The sequence below is a fragment of the Acinetobacter vivianii genome (genome assembly GCF_014635885.1).
Taxonomy (GTDB): domain Bacteria; phylum Pseudomonadota; class Gammaproteobacteria; order Pseudomonadales; family Moraxellaceae; genus Acinetobacter; species Acinetobacter vivianii.
The window spans coordinates 1-15,997 of sequence record NZ_BMDR01000010.1; the positions used below are offsets into that span (position 1 = coordinate 1).

General features: G+C 44.1%; 14 protein-coding genes and 1 pseudogene. All 15 read left to right on the forward strand.

Annotated features, from left to right (window positions below; translation table 11 throughout):
- Nucleotides 1-279: pseudogene (locus IEV36_RS16395) on the forward strand (acetyl-CoA C-acyltransferase); the annotation flags it as partial.
- 8 nt (nucleotides 280-287) lie between these two features.
- The gene (locus tag IEV36_RS16400) at nucleotides 288-1,637 is read left to right on the forward strand and encodes a 3-carboxy-cis,cis-muconate cycloisomerase (protein WP_005258211.1); all 1,350 of its coding nucleotides are present in this window, start codon (nucleotides 288-290) and stop codon (nucleotides 1,635-1,637) included.
- Between the two features lie 4 nt (nucleotides 1,638-1,641).
- Nucleotides 1,642-2,427, forward strand: a complete 786-nt coding sequence (gene pcaD, locus IEV36_RS16405) for a 3-oxoadipate enol-lactonase (protein ID WP_005258205.1) — start codon at nucleotides 1,642-1,644, stop codon at nucleotides 2,425-2,427.
- A 41-nt stretch (nucleotides 2,428-2,468) separates the two neighbouring features.
- Complete coding sequence (pcaK, locus tag IEV36_RS16410) at nucleotides 2,469-3,821, forward strand: 4-hydroxybenzoate transporter PcaK (protein ID WP_004772814.1); 1,353 nt, start codon at nucleotides 2,469-2,471, stop codon at nucleotides 3,819-3,821.
- A gap of 32 nt (nucleotides 3,822-3,853) precedes the next feature.
- Nucleotides 3,854-4,267, forward strand: a complete 414-nt coding sequence (gene pcaC / locus IEV36_RS16415) for a 4-carboxymuconolactone decarboxylase (protein WP_004772813.1) — start codon at nucleotides 3,854-3,856, stop codon at nucleotides 4,265-4,267.
- Between the two features lie 10 nt (nucleotides 4,268-4,277).
- Entirely contained in the window at nucleotides 4,278-5,003 is a 726-nt protein-coding gene (gene pcaH, locus IEV36_RS16420; protein WP_004772812.1) for a protocatechuate 3,4-dioxygenase subunit beta, read from the forward strand.
- A gap of 12 nt (nucleotides 5,004-5,015) precedes the next feature.
- Nucleotides 5,016-5,645 (forward strand): protocatechuate 3,4-dioxygenase subunit alpha, encoded by a 630-nt coding sequence (gene pcaG, locus IEV36_RS16425; protein WP_005258202.1) that lies wholly within the window; start codon nucleotides 5,016-5,018, stop codon nucleotides 5,643-5,645.
- A gap of 256 nt (nucleotides 5,646-5,901) precedes the next feature.
- Nucleotides 5,902-6,741 (forward strand): type I 3-dehydroquinate dehydratase, encoded by an 840-nt coding sequence (aroD, locus tag IEV36_RS16430; protein ID WP_005258201.1) that lies wholly within the window; start codon nucleotides 5,902-5,904, stop codon nucleotides 6,739-6,741.
- 20 nt (nucleotides 6,742-6,761) lie between these two features.
- Nucleotides 6,762-8,222 (forward strand): NosD domain-containing protein, encoded by a 1,461-nt coding sequence (locus IEV36_RS16435; RefSeq protein WP_005258200.1) that lies wholly within the window; start codon nucleotides 6,762-6,764, stop codon nucleotides 8,220-8,222.
- Nucleotides 8,223-8,240: 18 nt separating this feature from the next.
- Nucleotides 8,241-9,569, forward strand: coding sequence for a carbohydrate porin (locus tag IEV36_RS16440; protein WP_005258199.1), 1,329 nt, complete (start codon nucleotides 8,241-8,243; stop codon nucleotides 9,567-9,569).
- Between the two features lie 16 nt (nucleotides 9,570-9,585).
- Nucleotides 9,586-12,009 carry a glucose/quinate/shikimate family membrane-bound PQQ-dependent dehydrogenase gene (locus IEV36_RS16445; protein WP_005258198.1) on the forward strand — a complete coding sequence of 808 codons (2,424 nt, stop codon included), beginning with the start codon at nucleotides 9,586-9,588 and terminating at the stop codon, nucleotides 12,007-12,009.
- A gap of 184 nt (nucleotides 12,010-12,193) precedes the next feature.
- Nucleotides 12,194-12,694, forward strand: a complete 501-nt coding sequence (gene uraD / locus IEV36_RS16450; RefSeq protein ID WP_005258197.1) for a 2-oxo-4-hydroxy-4-carboxy-5-ureidoimidazoline decarboxylase — start codon at nucleotides 12,194-12,196, stop codon at nucleotides 12,692-12,694.
- Nucleotides 12,694-13,029: a hydroxyisourate hydrolase gene (gene uraH, locus IEV36_RS16455; protein WP_005258196.1), complete on the forward strand. Its 336-nt coding sequence runs from the start codon at nucleotides 12,694-12,696 to the stop codon at nucleotides 13,027-13,029. Before uraD ends, uraH begins: the two co-directional genes overlap by 1 nt.
- Before the next feature lie 49 nt (nucleotides 13,030-13,078).
- Nucleotides 13,079-14,452, forward strand: a complete 1,374-nt coding sequence (locus IEV36_RS16460) for a nucleobase:cation symporter-2 family protein (protein ID WP_005258195.1) — start codon at nucleotides 13,079-13,081, stop codon at nucleotides 14,450-14,452.
- 173 nt (nucleotides 14,453-14,625) lie between these two features.
- Nucleotides 14,626-15,909: an OprD family outer membrane porin gene (locus IEV36_RS16465; RefSeq protein ID WP_005258194.1), complete on the forward strand. Its 1,284-nt coding sequence runs from the start codon at nucleotides 14,626-14,628 to the stop codon at nucleotides 15,907-15,909.
- Nucleotides 15,910-15,997 lie beyond the last annotated feature (88 nt).

Genomic DNA, 15,997 nt, shown 5'->3' on the forward strand with positions numbered 1-15,997 from the left:
AATCTCTCCTTAGATCAGATGGATGTGATTGAGTTAAACGAAGCCTTTGCTGCACAAGCTTTGGCAGTCACCCGTGATTTAGGTTTGGCAGATGATGATGCACGCATCAATCCAAATGGTGGTGCAATTGCCCTAGGTCATCCATTGGGTGCTTCAGGTGCGCGTCTGGTGACCACAGCTTTAAACCAGCTTGAACAGATCAAGGGACAATATGCCTTATGTTCGATGTGTATCGGTGTCGGTCAAGGCATAGCATTGATTATTCAACGTGTTGAGTGAGGTCTGTTATGAGCCAGTTATACGCCAGCTTATTTTATCAGCCTGATGTCACTGCAATTTTTAGTGATCATGCTTTATTAGGATATATGGTGCAGGCCGAAGTTGCTTTAGCTAAAGCTCAGGCACAGGTCAACGTCATTCCTGCTTCAGCGGCAATGATCATTGAGCAGGTTGGTCAAAATGCTGTAGCGCAAATCGATATGGATGCTTTGGCTACAGCAACAGGCTTGGCTGGCAATATTGCAATTCCATTTGTAAAGCAACTGACCGCTTTGGTGAAACAGCAGAATGAAGATGCATCTCGCTATGTGCATTGGGGTGCGACTAGTCAGGATATTATTGATACAGCAACGATTTTGCAGTGTCGTGATGCATTGGCGTTAATCGAACAGCAAGTGCAACAGGCATATCAGGTGAGCTTAAAGCAAGCACAACAATATCGTGATCAGGTCATGATTGGGCGTACTTGGCTACAGCAAGCTTTACCGATTACTTTAGGTCATAAATTTGCTCGTTGGGCAGGTGCTTTTAAGCGTGATCTTGATCGTCTGCATGCAATGAAAGAACGCGTATTGACTGCACAGCTCGGTGGCGCAGCAGGCTCATTGGCATCTTTACAAGACCAAGGTTCGGCTGTGGTTCAGGCTTTTGCCGCGCAACTCAATTTAACAGTTCCAGCATGCACATGGCATGGTGAGCGCGACCGTATGGTTGAGATTGCCAGTACGCTTGCTTTGATTGTTGGGAATGTTGGCAAGATCGCGAAAGACTGGTCATTGCTGATGCAAACCGAAATCGCAGAAGTTTTTGAACCAGCAGCAAAAGGGCGTGGTGGATCATCGACCATGCCACATAAACGTAATCCTGTGGCGGCGGCTTCAATCCTTGCTGCAGCCAATCGTGTGCCAGCCTTAATGGCAAGTGTTTATCAAAGCATGGTGCAAGAGCATGAACGTGCTTTAGGTGCATGGCATGCGGAATGGCTTGCGATTCCAGAAATTTTCCAGCTATGTGCAGGTGCTTTAGAACGAAGCAGTGAAGTGCTTGAGCACATGCAGGTCAACGCAGACGCGATGCAACGTAATCTTGAATGTACACATGGCCTCATCATGGCGGAGGCTGTGATGATGGCGCTTGCACCAAAACTTGGACGGTTGAATGCACACCATCTGGTTGAGCAGGCTTGCCAGCAAGCTGTTGCCCAGCATCAGCATTTAAAAACCGTGTTATCCAACATGGAGCAAGTGAATGTCCATTTCAATGATCAGGCATTAGATGATCTGTTCAATCCTGCATCTTACCTAGGCAATATTCAGGCACAAATCGATGCAGTACTACATGCAGCACAAGGAGAGTAAGCACATGGTCACTCATATCAATAATCGTCAGGGACATCCGCTGGCTGTTCAGGTTCAAGGGCGCAAAGATGCACCTGTGATCATGTTCTCTAACTCTTTGGGAACCGATCATGGTATGTGGCAGGCGCAAGTGACAGCTTTGGCTGAGCACTATCAGGTCATTACCTATGACACACGTGGACATGGTACAAGCACTGTGATTGCTGATACGACCTTGCAAAATCTGGCTGAAGATGTCGTGGATATTCTTGATGCTTTAGCCGTTGAAAAAGTACATTTTTGTGGCATTTCGATGGGCGGAATCACTGCTTTGGCTTTGGCAATTGATCACGCTGAACGTTTTCACAGCATTACTGTTGCAAACTCGGCAGCAAAAATTGGTAACGCTGAGGCATGGAATACCCGTGCGGATAGCGTAGAGCAAAACGGTTTGGCTGAACTTGTGAAAACCACGCATACCCGTTGGTTTAGCGAACATTTTGATTATGCGCACGATGTGCTGGCACAAAAAACTATTCAGAGTCTGGCTGTGACACCTGCACAAGGTTATGCCAATGCATGCCGTGCCTTAGCCGATGCTGATGTTCGGGAGCAACTCTGTCAGATTCAGCTTCCCACTTTAATTATCGCAGGGCAATACGACCCGATTACAACGGTGCAGGATGCAGAGTTTATGCATCAACACATTGCAAACAGTCAGCTTGAAATCTTGGCAGCTTCTCATTTGTCCAATATTGAACAGCCACAAGTGTTCAAACAGGCATTGTCCAAGTTTATTCAAAACATATAACCGCAAGGGTTAGAAAGGAATTCGCCTACAAGGAGGCAGTTATGGCACAGGAATTTGCTGCATCGAAAAATAGCGTAGATGCACAAGCATTAATTGATAATGCGCCAATTAGTAAATATCAGTGGATGATCGCAATTGTTTGTTTTCTCATTGTATTTGTTGACGGTATTGATACCGCTGCAATGGGATTTATTGCACCTGCATTGACTCAGGACTGGGGCATTGACCGTTCCCAGCTTGGGCCAGTAATGAGTGCGGCATTGGGTGGCATGATCATTGGTGCGCTGGTTTCAGGTCCAACAGCTGACCGTTTCGGGCGCAAGATTGTTTTAACCGTTGCAATGTTGATTTTTGGTGGTTTTACCTTGGCATCTGCTTATGCTGACAACTTGAATCAATTGGTCGTATTACGTTTTTTAACGGGGATCGGTCTTGGTGCGGCGATGCCGAATGCAGCGACCTTATTCTCTGAATATTGCCCGACACGGGTACGTTCATTGATGGTGACCTGTATGTTCTGTGGTTATAACCTCGGTATGGCGACAGGTGGTTTTATCAGTAGCTGGTTAATTCCAGCATTTGGATGGCACAGCTTATTTTTATTGGGTGGCTGGACGCCTTTGATTTTAATGGTTCTGGTGATTTTGTTTTTGCCTGAGTCTTATCGTTTTCTGATTGTCAAAGGTCGAGATTCAGCAAAAATTCGCACCATCTTAACCCATATTTCGCCTGAAAAAGCACAGGCTGCTGAGAGCTTCCATATCCCGGAAGAAAAATCTGCTGTGGCAGAAAAGAAAAATGTGTTTGGCATGCTGTTCTCTAAACAATATGCCAAAGGTACGGTTTTATTGTGGACCACTTATTTCATGGGTTTAGTGGTGGTTTACCTGCTCACCAGCTGGTTACCAACCTTGATGCGTGAGACTGGCGCAACCATGGAACGCGCGGCGTTCATCGGTGGCTTGTTCCAGTTTGGTGGGGTACTCAGTGCCTTATTCATTGGCTGGGCAATGGATCGTTTCAATCCAAACCGTATTATTTCAGGTTTTTATTTTCTCGCTGGTCTGTTTGCAATTGCAGTTGGGCAAAGTCTCAGCAATCCAACTTTATTGGCAATCCTTGTGCTATGTGCAGGCGTTGCGATTAACGGAGCGCAATCTTCAATGCCAGCATTAAGTGCTCGTTTCTATCCAACGCAATGTCGTGCAACAGGTGTGGCATGGATGACAGGTATTGGCCGTTTCGGTGCCGTATTTGGTGCATGGATTGGCGCAGTGCTATTGGGTAATGACTGGTCATTTACCGCCATTCTCAGCTTGTTGATGATTCCTGCTACGGCAGCAGCCATCGCAATTTTTGTTAAATCTCTTGTTGCTCATACCGATGCAACCTAAGGCTCATATTTTCAAGATGAGGAGCAACGTTCATGAATGATGAACAGCGTTATCAGCAAGGACTGAAAGTCCGTACCGAAGTACTGGGTGAAAAACATGTCGGCCGCTCTTTAGCGAACCTTAATGATTTCAATCAGGATTTCCAGAATTTTATTAGTCGTTTTGCATGGGGTGAAGTGTGGTCGCGTGAAGGCTTACCACGTCATACCCGTAGTCTGGTCACGATTGCCATCTTATTGGCATTGGGCCGTGAAGACGAACTCAGAATGCATTTACGTGCCTGCTTCAACAACGGTGTCACTAAGGATGAACTGAAAGAACTGATTTTACATAGTTCTTTATATGCAGGTTTACCAGCAGCAAATGCGGCGATGCATATGGCAGAAGAGGTCTTTAAAGAACTTGGCATCGACGTGCAACCCGTTGCGGCACAACCACAGGATTAAGGAGACAGGCATGTTAAAGCATACATTAGGTGCATACCCACAACGTAATACTGATGATCATCCGCCAGCATATACACCCGGCTATAAGACCAGTGTATTACGCTCGCCAAAGAATGCATTGATTTCTATTAATGAGACGTTGACTGAAGTCACTTCACCGCATTTTTCACCGAATATCTTTGGCCCTAAAGATAATGATCTGATCTTGAACTATGCCAAAGAAGGTCTACCTGTTGGTGAACGTATCATTGTGCATGGTTATGTACGTGATCAGTTTGGCCGCCCTGTAAAAAATGCCTTGCTTGAAGTATGGCAAGCTAATGCATCTGGTCGTTATCGTCATCCGAATGACAAATTCATTGGTGCGATGGATCCTAACTTTGGTGGCTGTGGTCGTACTTTAACCGATGAAAATGGCTTTTATATTTTCCGTACCATCAAACCGGGTCCATATCCGTGGCGTAACCGTATTAATGAATGGCGTCCAGCGCATATTCATTTCTCCCTACTTGCAGATGGTTGGGCACAGCGTCTGATTTCGCAGTTCTATTTTGAAGGCGATACCTTGATTGATACTTGCCCGATTTTGAAAACTATTCCGTCGGAAGATCAGCGTCGTGCCTTGATCGCACTGGAAGATAAAAACAACTTTATCGAAGCAGATAGTCGTTGTTACCGCTTTGATATTCATCTTCGTGGTCGTCGTGCGACTTATTTTGAAAATGATTTGACCTAAGGGAGACATACGATGAATGCATGGAATTTTCAGGAATTAAAGGAAACCCCATCACAAACAGGTGGTCCTTATGTTCATATCGGTTTATTACCGCAACAAGCCAATATTGAAGTATTTGAGCATAACTTTGATAACCAGTTAGTCAACGAGCAAACTCAAGGACAACGTATTCGTCTCGAAGGTCAGGTATTTGATGGTCTTGGTTTGCCATTAAGAGATGTATTACTGGAAATCTGGCAGGCGGATGCAAATGGTGTTTATCCAAGTCAGGCGGATACTCAAGGTAAAACTGCCGATCCACATTTTCTTGGATGGGGCCGTACAGGTGCCAATTTTGAAACAGGTTTCTGGAGCTTTAATACGGTAAAACCGGGCGCTGTTGCTGGACGTAAAGGTTCAATTCAGGCGCCGCATATTGCTGTGGCAGTGTTTGCGCGCGGCATCAATATCGGCTTACACACTCGTGTTTATTTTGAAGATGAAGTGGATGCCAATGCCAATGATCCAGTGCTAAACAGTATTGAATGGGCAGTACGTCGTCAGACTTTAATCGCCAAACGCAGCGAAGTGGATGGTGAAGTGGTTTATCGCTTTGATATTCGTATTCAAGGTGATGATGAAACCGTATTCTTTGATATTTAAATATATTAAAGAAACATATGTAGAAATTAGCTACTCGGGAATGTCATCTGCAATCTGAGCGTAAAACGAGTAGCTATGCTACGAATGTGGTATCGGAAGTGAACCTTACGGATGACAATGCTTTTGCCCTTACGAAGCTTCAAGCGCTTCTCAGGGCGGAACCAAAGTAAGTCCAGCCGAAAGCTTATCCTATCATTTAATCAAAATTCGCTAAGACCCCGCTGAATGAGCAAATCTATTATTAAGGACGATACAGATGAAAATGAAAACACTGGCAACATTGATGCTGCTTGTTAGCCCTCTATTGATGGTTCAAAGCGTACAAGCACAGGACAATCTGCACAAACAGGTTGAATTATCTGAACTGGCAAAACTGCCTGTGAAAACTATTGTACCAATTACGGCCAAAACCAAAGAGCAGGCGATTGCACAGGCAAAAGTGATTGCTGCCAATGCTGATGCGGATCTCGCCGAGTTTCGGATTGATTTACTGAGTTTTGCCAGTGATAGCAAGCAAGTGATTGCCTTGGGGCATGAATTAAAACAGATTCTCGGTACTAAGCCGATGATTGCTACCATTCGTACTCATAATGAAGGCGGGCAACTAACCATTAGTGATGCAGATTATGGCAAGACCTATCAGGCTTATTTACAGCAACCATTTATGGATATGCTGGATGTGGAAATGTTCCGCGATCAGCAAATTGTGAAGAATACGGTCAAATTAGCACATGCGAAAAAAGTGCTGATTGTGATGTCAAATCATGATTTCCAAAAAACACCCGCTGAGGCTGAAATCATTAAACGCTTGCTTAAGCAAGATGAGTTAGGGGCAGATATTCTTAAAATTGCAGTCATGCCACAAAGCAAACAGGACGTGTTTACCCTCATGAATGCGACATTGAAAGTCAGTCAGCAATCTAAAAAGCCATTACTTACCATGTCGATGGGTAAGCTTGGAACGATTTCCCGCATTGCGACGGCCAATATGGGCGGCAGCTTCAGTTTTGGCATGATTGGTGAAGCTTCGGCGCCGGGTCAGATCGACGTCACGCAACTGAAACAGTTTTTAAAAACAGTTCAACCTACACAATAATTTAAAAAGGATTTTTAGACATGAAAGCAATTTACTTACGTTTAAGCACTTTAGCTGTGGCGATGGCGGTTTCGGGAATGGCAGCAGCAGAAACTTATGTTGTTGATCGTTATCAAGATGATAAAGATAAAGGTTCTTTGCGTTGGGCAATTGAACAAGCCAATAGCAAGCCGACTGAAGCCAGCGAGATTCTGATTCAGGCAGTAGGCAAAGCGCCTTATGCCATTAAGGTCAACAGTCCATTACCTGAGATCAAAGCGCCTGTAAAAATCATTGGGACGCAATGGGCAAAAACAGGTGAGTTTATTGCAGTCGATGGATCGAATTATATTAAAGGAACTGGTGTTGAAGCCTGTCCTGGTGCAGTTGAAGGGCAGTTCGGGACCAATGTCCGTACCACGACTTTACCAGGCATTGTATTGCGCGATATCAATGGTGTGACTATTCAAGGGCTGGAAATCCGCCATTTCTGTATCGGTATTCTGATGAACCGTGCTAGTAATAACCTGATTCAAAATAACCGTATCATGCATAACTACGGCGGCGCAGGTGTGATGCTGACGGGTGATGATGGCAAAGGTAATCCAACAGCGACCACAACCAATAACAACAAAGTGCTGAATAACTATTTTCAGGACAATGGTGATGGTCTTGAGTTAACTCGTGGCGCTGCCTTTAATCTTGTGGCAAACAACCATTTTATTTCAACAGCAGCAAATCCTGAACCTTCACAGGGCATCGAGATCCTGTGGGGCAATGACAATGCGGTGATCGGCAATAAATTTGAAAATTACTCAGATGGCTTACAGATCAACTGGGGCAAGCGTAACTATATTGCTTATAACGAGCTAACCAATAACTCCAACGGCTTTAACCTGACCGGTGATGGCAATATCTTTGATAGTAATAAAGTACATGGCAATCGGGTCGGCATCGCGATTCGTTCCGAGAAAGACGCGGATGCACATATTACATTGACTAAAAACCAAATCTGGAATAATGCTAAAGAGATTAAACGTTGTGAAGCAGGCGGAAGCTGCGTACCGAATCAACGTGTAGGCGCGATTGTTTTTAATGTTCCTGGACTGGAACATGCGCATTATGTGGGTTCTCGCGGTCATGGCGTCAAGATTGATCCTGCTAACTTGCAGAAGACCTGTAAACAGGCCAATGAGCAAGGCTGTAATGCGCAACCGAACCAGAATATTCAGGCACCAAAATTAACCTTGTCTCAAGGACAAATTGCAGTCGAAGTAAAAGGGCAGCCGAATCAGCGTTATCAGGTCGAGTTTTTTGGAAACTCATCGGCAAATTCAAATGAAGCAGAGTTTTATTTAGGTTCAGCGGTTGCTGCAACCAATGCACAAGGAACTGCAACGCTGACTTGGAAACCAACAGCGCAAGTTGCTTCAGTGACAGCAAATATCACTGACCGTGTAGGTGCGACATCTGAACTCAGTTCAGCTGTGAAACTGAAATAAACGGCAAGGAGGCTGAATATGAAATCGAATGCATTATTACTCAAAATGAGCTGTCTGGCAGTTGCGGTATGTGCTGCTCAAGCTAGTTTTGCAGATCAGCCGTGGTCACAGGATCGCCAATGGCTACTGGGTGACTGGGATGGCCAGCGTCAGCAACTGGAAAAAGAAGGCTATAAATTTACGGCCTCGATCATGAGTCAAAGTGCCACTAATCTGGATGGTGGTTATGACGATAACAATACTTTTAAAAATGCAGCGCAATTGTCTTTAGGCGCCAATTTTGATTTAGAGAAAATTGCAGGCTGGAAAAATACTAGTGCCAGTCTTTTAATCACCAAACGTGATGGTAATGCGCTAACGCTGGATCGGATTAAAGATCCTCGTTCTAGTGCGCTAGGCAATTCACAGGAAATCTACGGTCGCGGCAAAATCTGGCGTTTGAGTCAGGCATGGGTGAAAAAGGGCTTTGTTGATAATACGGTGCAGTTCAAGATTGGCCGTATGGGTATGTCAGAAGATTTTAATGGCTCGCAATGCGAATTTCAGAACCTGTTACTGTGTGGTGGTCAGCTTGGAAAGTCGATTGGTTCAATCTGGTACAACTTACCTGTTGGATTATGGGGCGCCAATGTTAAATATCAATTCGCACCTGAATGGACACTGGGCGTAGGTGTCTATGAGGTCAATCCAGACAATGTTAAAACTGATGGGAATAGTGATGGTTTTAATTTGGATATGGACCACGTCAAAGGGGCGACCATTCCTGTAGAGCTGGCATGGCGACCAAAACTTGCTGTCTTTAATGGCTTGTCTGGTGAATATAAAGTCGGGGCACTCTATTCAACTGCTGAAGCAAATGATATTGCGACCGTGGGCAAGGTACATGATGGTAAACATAGTTTCTGGCTCAATGCACAACAACAACTCAGCCAAAAAGGCGACGATCCAAAACGTGGTTTGTACGTCAGTTTCAATGCCGTGGTGAATGATAAAGCCACAACAGCAGTCAACAGTACCCAGCAACTGGCACTTTGGTACAAAGGGCCTTTTGATGGTCGTCCAAATGATTCAATTGGTTTTGGTATTGCCAATTACCTCGTAAATGATCGTTATAAAGATCGTCAGATTGAAATTAACCAGAGTCGTGGTTATGACCAATACGATGCGCTTGCTGCAGATTATGTACCCGTTCAGCGTGATGAGCTCAATGTTGAGCTGAATTACACCTATCAGTGGTCACCTGCGGTCATGTTAAGACCGAACCTGCAATATATTCATCAACCTGCTGGTGTTAAAGAAGTTGATGATGCATGGGTTGCAGGTTTGAGCATGCGTGTGAATTTCTAATACAGGAGTATGACAGATGTCTGAATCTTCAAGCTCGCATACCATATTGAAAATATGGTGTTTTATTTTAGGTCTGGTTTTATTGCTGACAGGGCTGTTCTTTACAGTCGGTGGCGTAAAGCTGGTGACCTTAGGCGGATCATGGTATTTCGTGATTTCAGGTGTATTAACGCTGATTGCGGCACTTTTTATTTTTAAGAAAAAAGCGCTAGGTGTCTGGTTATTTACATTGGTATTTGCGGGAACAATAGTCTGGTCGTTGTTTGATGCTGGCTTGGAGTTCTGGCCTTTATTTTCTCGACTGATGTTTCCCGCAGGCTTATTTGCGGCCCTGATGTTTACTTTACCTGCCATTCGTCGTTATCAATTTCAACCAAGTGCAGATTTACCTGCTTATGGTCTCGGAATATTGACGGTTATTGGCATGGTCATTGGCCTTTATCAGATGTTCCAGCCACATCCAACCGTGACAGCTTCTGGTGAGGCATTACCACTGATTCCTGTAAAAACGGATATGAAGCAGACCAACTGGGCGCATTATGGTCAGGATTCAGGGGGTAGCCGTTTTGCTGCACTGGATCAGATCACACGCGATAATGTGCACCAGTTGAAAGAAGTCTGGCGTTTCCGTACGGGTGATTTCACCACAGGTTCGGGAAATGGTGCAGAAGATCAGATGACGCCGCTACAAGTGGGCAATAAGATTTTCCTGTGTACCCCGCATAACAACATTTTTGCGTTAGAAGCTGATTCAGGTAAACAACTCTGGAAAGCGGAAGTCAATTCCAAATCGGACGCATGGGAGCGTTGCCGTGGTGTTGCTTATTTTGACTCAACGCAAGCATTGGTTCAGCCGACTCTAGCGGGAGCGACACCTGTAAAAGCGGTGGCAAACAATACCTCATGCCTACGTCGTGTTTATACCAATACACCGGATGGTCGCTTAATCGCAGTCAATGCAGATACGGGCGAACGTTGTAAAGACTTTGGTGTAGAAGGCACCGTTGACTTGCTCAAAGGCTTGGGTGAGGGAACCACAGCACCACGTTTTGAAGTCACTTCAGCGCCAACCATTGCTGGTACTGTGATTGTGGTAGGTAGCCGTATTGCCGATAACTTTGCTGCCGATATGCCGGGTGGTGTGATTCGTGCATACGATGTCATTACAGGTGAATTACGTTGGGCATTTGATCCTCGCAATCCTGATCCAAACTATGTGTTGAAGGATGGAGAAACCTATAAACGTAGTTCAGCAAACTCATGGGCAGCGATGTCTTATGATCCGCAGATGAACACGGTATTCTTGCCAATGGGTAGCTCATCTGTCGATGTCTGGGGCGGTAATCGTCAACCACTGGATCACAAATACAACTCATCCGTTCTTGCTTTAGATGCAACTACAGGTAAGGAAAAGTGGGTCTATCAAACGGTGCATAATGACCTATGGGATTTCGATTTGCCAATGCAGCCAAGCTTGGTGGATTTCCCAATGAAGGATGGTAGTAATAAGCCTGCTGTGGTAATTGGTACCAAATCAGGCCAGTTCTTTGTATTGGATCGCGTAACAGGACAGCCATTAACCAAAGTGGTTGAGCAAGCCGTGAAGCCTGCGGATATTCCGGGAGAACAATACAGCCCGACACAACCACGTTCGGTAGAAATGCCACAGATTGGTAACCAGACCTTAACTGAGTCTGATATGTGGGGGACTACACCATTTGACCAATTGATGTGCCGTATCAACTTCAAATCAATGCGTTATGAAGGCTTGTTTACTGCACCGGGTACGGATAAATCATTGAGCTTCCCAGGTTCTCTAGGCGGCATGAACTGGGGCAGTATTGCCTTTGATCCAAGCCATCAATATATGTTCGTCAATGACATGCGCTTAGGCCTATGGATTCAGTTGATTGAACAAACACCTGAAGATTTGGCTGTTGAGGCGAATGGCGGTGAAAAAGTCAATACAGGTATGGGCGCGGTACCAATGAAAGGTACGCCGTACAAAGTCAATAAAGATCGTTTCTGGTCGAAATTGATGATCCCTTGCCAAAAACCACCGTATGGCACCATGACCGCAGTGGATATGAAAACCCGTCAGGTTGCATGGCAAGTGCCAATGGGAACTGTACAGGATACAGGCCCAATGGGAATCAAAATGGGCTTGCCTGTTCCGATTGGTATGCCAACCATTGGTGGTCCAATGGCAACTCAAGGTGGTTTAGTGTTCTTTGCTGCAACTCAAGATTATTACTTGCGCGCACTCGATTCATCTTCGGGCAAAGAGCTTTGGAAATCACGCTTACCAGTGGGCAGCCAAGGTACACCAATCAGTTATGTGTCACCGAAATCAGGTAAGCAATATGTATTGATTACTGCGGGTGGTGCGCGTCAATCGCCTGATCATGGTGATTATGTGATTGCGTATAGCTTGAACTAAATCCTTATTTACCGTTAAAAACATAAAACGGCAATCCTCAGCGATTGCCGTTTTTTTATTTAGATATCCAGCTCATTTTTAATAAATGCTATTCAAAGCTCCACACATAATAATTGGCATAGTCATTGCTTAATTTAATACATCTGGTCTGACCAGTCAGACAATGCGTTAAATTGGAGCAGCGATGCAGCTAGAAACATTCAATCAACTGGACTCAGTGGAAGCAGGGCGTGTGTTACAAGCGTGTGTACATATCCCGACTTGGGGTTCTGAACTGGTACAACAACGTCCTTATTTGTCTAAAGACCAGCTTTATCAAATTGCTGTTGCACAAGCCCAGACATGGTCATGGTCTGATATTGCTGAAGCTTTGGCACAACATCCGCGCATTGGTGAGAAAAAAGCAGCATCGGTTTTGTCTGAAAAAGAACAGCAATTTTCTCAACGTGAACAAGCCCAAGTTGAAACAGACGCTGTCGTACAACTCGCGCTATATCAGGGCAATTTAGATTATGAGCACAAATTTGGACATATTTTCCTGATTCGCGCTGCGGGTCGTTCGGGGCAACAGATCTTGTCTGAACTACAACGTCGATTACTCAATACGGTTGAACAAGAGCAAGCCGAAGTAAAACAACAATTGGCTGAAATTGCCTTGATTCGTTTAAAACAGGAAATTCAATAATGGCGGGTATTAGCACACATATTTTAAATGCATCACTTGGTCAGCCAGCTCGTCTGGTATTGGTGAAATTACGTCAGGAAATCAATCATCAATATATTTTGCTGGATGAACAGTTCACAGATGCAGATGGTCGTATTCCTGCATTCAAAATCGACTCATTCATCCAAGCCAATTATCAATTGATTTTTGAAGTGGGGGATTATTTTCAGGCTTTGAACACAGACAGTTTTTATCCAAGTGTCTGTATCGATTTTAAGGTCGTGGATACGCAACAGCATTATCACGTACCTCTATTGATCAGTCCTTTTTCATATTCAACTTATCGTGGCAGCTAAATCAACGCAAGCAATGTGGACCTTATGAATTTAATTTGAGGAATTAACCATGCATCAAGACAACACCCATCCAGAACGAGATGAACTTATCTCGGCAGAACATCAATATTTAGGCATGAATAAAAACATCTTATATGGTTTACAGCATGTGTTGACTATGTATGGTGGAATCATTGCACCGCCATTGATTATTGGCGCCGCAGCAGGTCTGGAAGCTTCAGAAATTGGATTACTGGTCGCTGCTGCCTTATTTGTAGGTGGTTTGGCGACGGTTATACAAACCATAGGTTTTAAACATTTCGGGGCAAAATTACCGATTGTACAGGGTGTTTCTTTTGCAGGCGTTGCGACCATTTTGGCTATTGTGAGTACGGGGGGAGGATTAGCATCTGCCTTTGGTGCTGTGATCGTCGCCTCTTTAATTGGTTTATTGCTGACGCCATTTTTCGCAAAAATCATTCGCTTCTTTCCACCTGTAGTGACGGGTTGTGTGATTACCATGATTGGTATTTCACTGATGCCTGTTGCGATCCGCTGGATTATGGGCGGTAATCCTAAAGCTGAAAACTGGGGTGATCCAGCCAATGTTGGTTTAGCGGTGATGACGCTGGCGATTGTGATTATTTTTAGTATGTTGCGTAGCCAGATTTTACGTCGGCTCGCAATTTTGGCAGCAATTATTCTAGGGACGGTGCTTGCTTATATTGCTGGATTTACTGACTTTTCAAAGGTTGCTGCAGGTTCTATTTTTGCATTTCCTAGCTTTTTCCATTTCGGTTCTCCTGTATTTGAGTTTTCTGCCATTCTTTCCATGACAATTGTGACCTTGGTGATCATGACGGAAACCACGGCCGATATTATCGCGATTGGTGAAATTGTTGGAACTAAAGTGGATTCGAAACGTATTGGGGATGGTTTGCGCGCGGATATGTTATCGAGTGCAATTTCTCCGATCTTTGGTTCATTTATGCAAACGGCTTTTGCTCAAAATGTCGGGTTGGTTGCGATTACAGGGGTGAAAAGCCGTTTTGTGGTGGCGACTGCGGGTGGCATTTTAATTATTCTGGGATTATTGCCGATCGTGGGGCGTCTGGTTGCTTCGATTCCGATGCCTGTTTTGGGCGGTGCTGGCATTGTGTTATTTGGTACAGTTGCCGCAAGTGGTATACGAACCTTAGCCAAAGTTGATTATAACGATCACAAAAACCTGATTATTGTGGCGACTTCACTGGCAATTGGCATGATTCCTATTGTCAATCAGGAGTTCTATGCACAATTCCCAACATGGGTAAAAACCTTATTGCATTCAGGCATTAGCTCCGCTTGTATCACCGCCATTTTGCTTAACATCATTTTTAACCACTTACCATTTAGTAAAAAGTCTGTTGATGTCGCCACGGTGTCTCTAAATTCAGGGCATTGATCGAGATAAATTTGGGACTGATTTTTTAACCTAACCACACTTTTTATTCGAAAAATTTAAAAGTTGCTTATTCAACACTGAATAGGTCTAGGGGAGTTTTTGTCTTGAAAAAGCCAAAAACAGGATTTTAAAGACCTAAAGCGATTTTTAAATGAAATCTTACGGGGAATTTTATGAGAAATTTTAAATTAAAATCAGCAATGCTCATGCTCGCGATGACTTCAGCCATGCAGACATGGGCGGCTGATACCAGTCTAAATCATCTGTTGAATCTGCAACAAGATTGTCAGGCGGGTGATGGACTGGTTGCGGCATTTGCCTGTGGAAGTGTTCATGGCGCAGTGAAATCGGCCTATTACTCACTCAATAATGCTTATTTTGTGGATAATTTGAATCAGGATACGGCTGTCATCGGCGGCTATATTAAATATGAAACTGCGCCTTTTTATGGCATACAGGCAGGTGTTGGATATGATATACAACGCCGATTAGATGAGAAAAATAAAAATGACGAAGTACCTGAACTGCAAGAGGATCGAGATGGTCTGGCAGAAGCTTATTTAAGTTGGAAGAATGATTTAGCCAGAGTGACCATTGGTAATCAGCGTCTCAATTTACCCTTTATGGGAGATTATGCAGACCGTCGTGTTTTGATGTTTTTATATCAGGCAGCCGATGTCCAGATTGGGAACAATGACGATTTCTTGCGTCTGACCAAAGTTAATAAATATAAAAGTTATGGCGAAGATGAATTCACAAAAAGCTCTCGTCAAAACTCGAATCTGGAAACCGATGGTGTCTGGTCAGTGGGTGTCGGGAAGCGGTTCAACTTAGCCGAAGATCAAAGTCTAAAAACGCAGTTGTGGTATCAAAGTTATGATGACTATACCCGTTTGATCTATACACAAGCTGATTTGGCAATGCCGAAGATTAAATATGCTCCTGAGTTTTCACTGCAATATATTTCAGGTAAAGATCAAGGCAAAGCTTTAGCTGGTGAGGTAAATAGTCAGATTTTTGGTGCACAGGCGGCAGTTAAGCTATTATCTAAGGCGACTTTAAAAGTTGCATATAACTACATTAAACCGGATCGGGAGGGGTATTTGAATGGCGCACTTTTAACGCCGTATGCTGCCAAAACCTCTTCAGGTGAAATTTTTGCTCAGCCATTTTTTACCAGTACTCAGGATTTAGGTGCGGGTAATGCCTTCATGTTGTCTTTGGAAGGGAAAGTGTCTGATCAGGTGATTGCTGGAGCGCGTTATTCTTTTATGGATTTAAAGGAAGCAGAGCATGTTGCCAGCCGAAACCAATCTGAATATATGCTGTTTGGGATTTATAATTTTACAGGGGCTTTAAAAGGTTTCAGTGTCAGTAATTTTGCGGGTATCCAGACCTCTCCACGTTATGACAAGAACTTCTTACAGAACCGTTTTGCATTGACTTATAAATTCTAAGGAATCACTTGTTCGATCAATGCATATTTCAATCGAGATATGCATTTTTTATGTCTTAAAAGTCCGTTGAAAAAAAGCCCCCTCAATA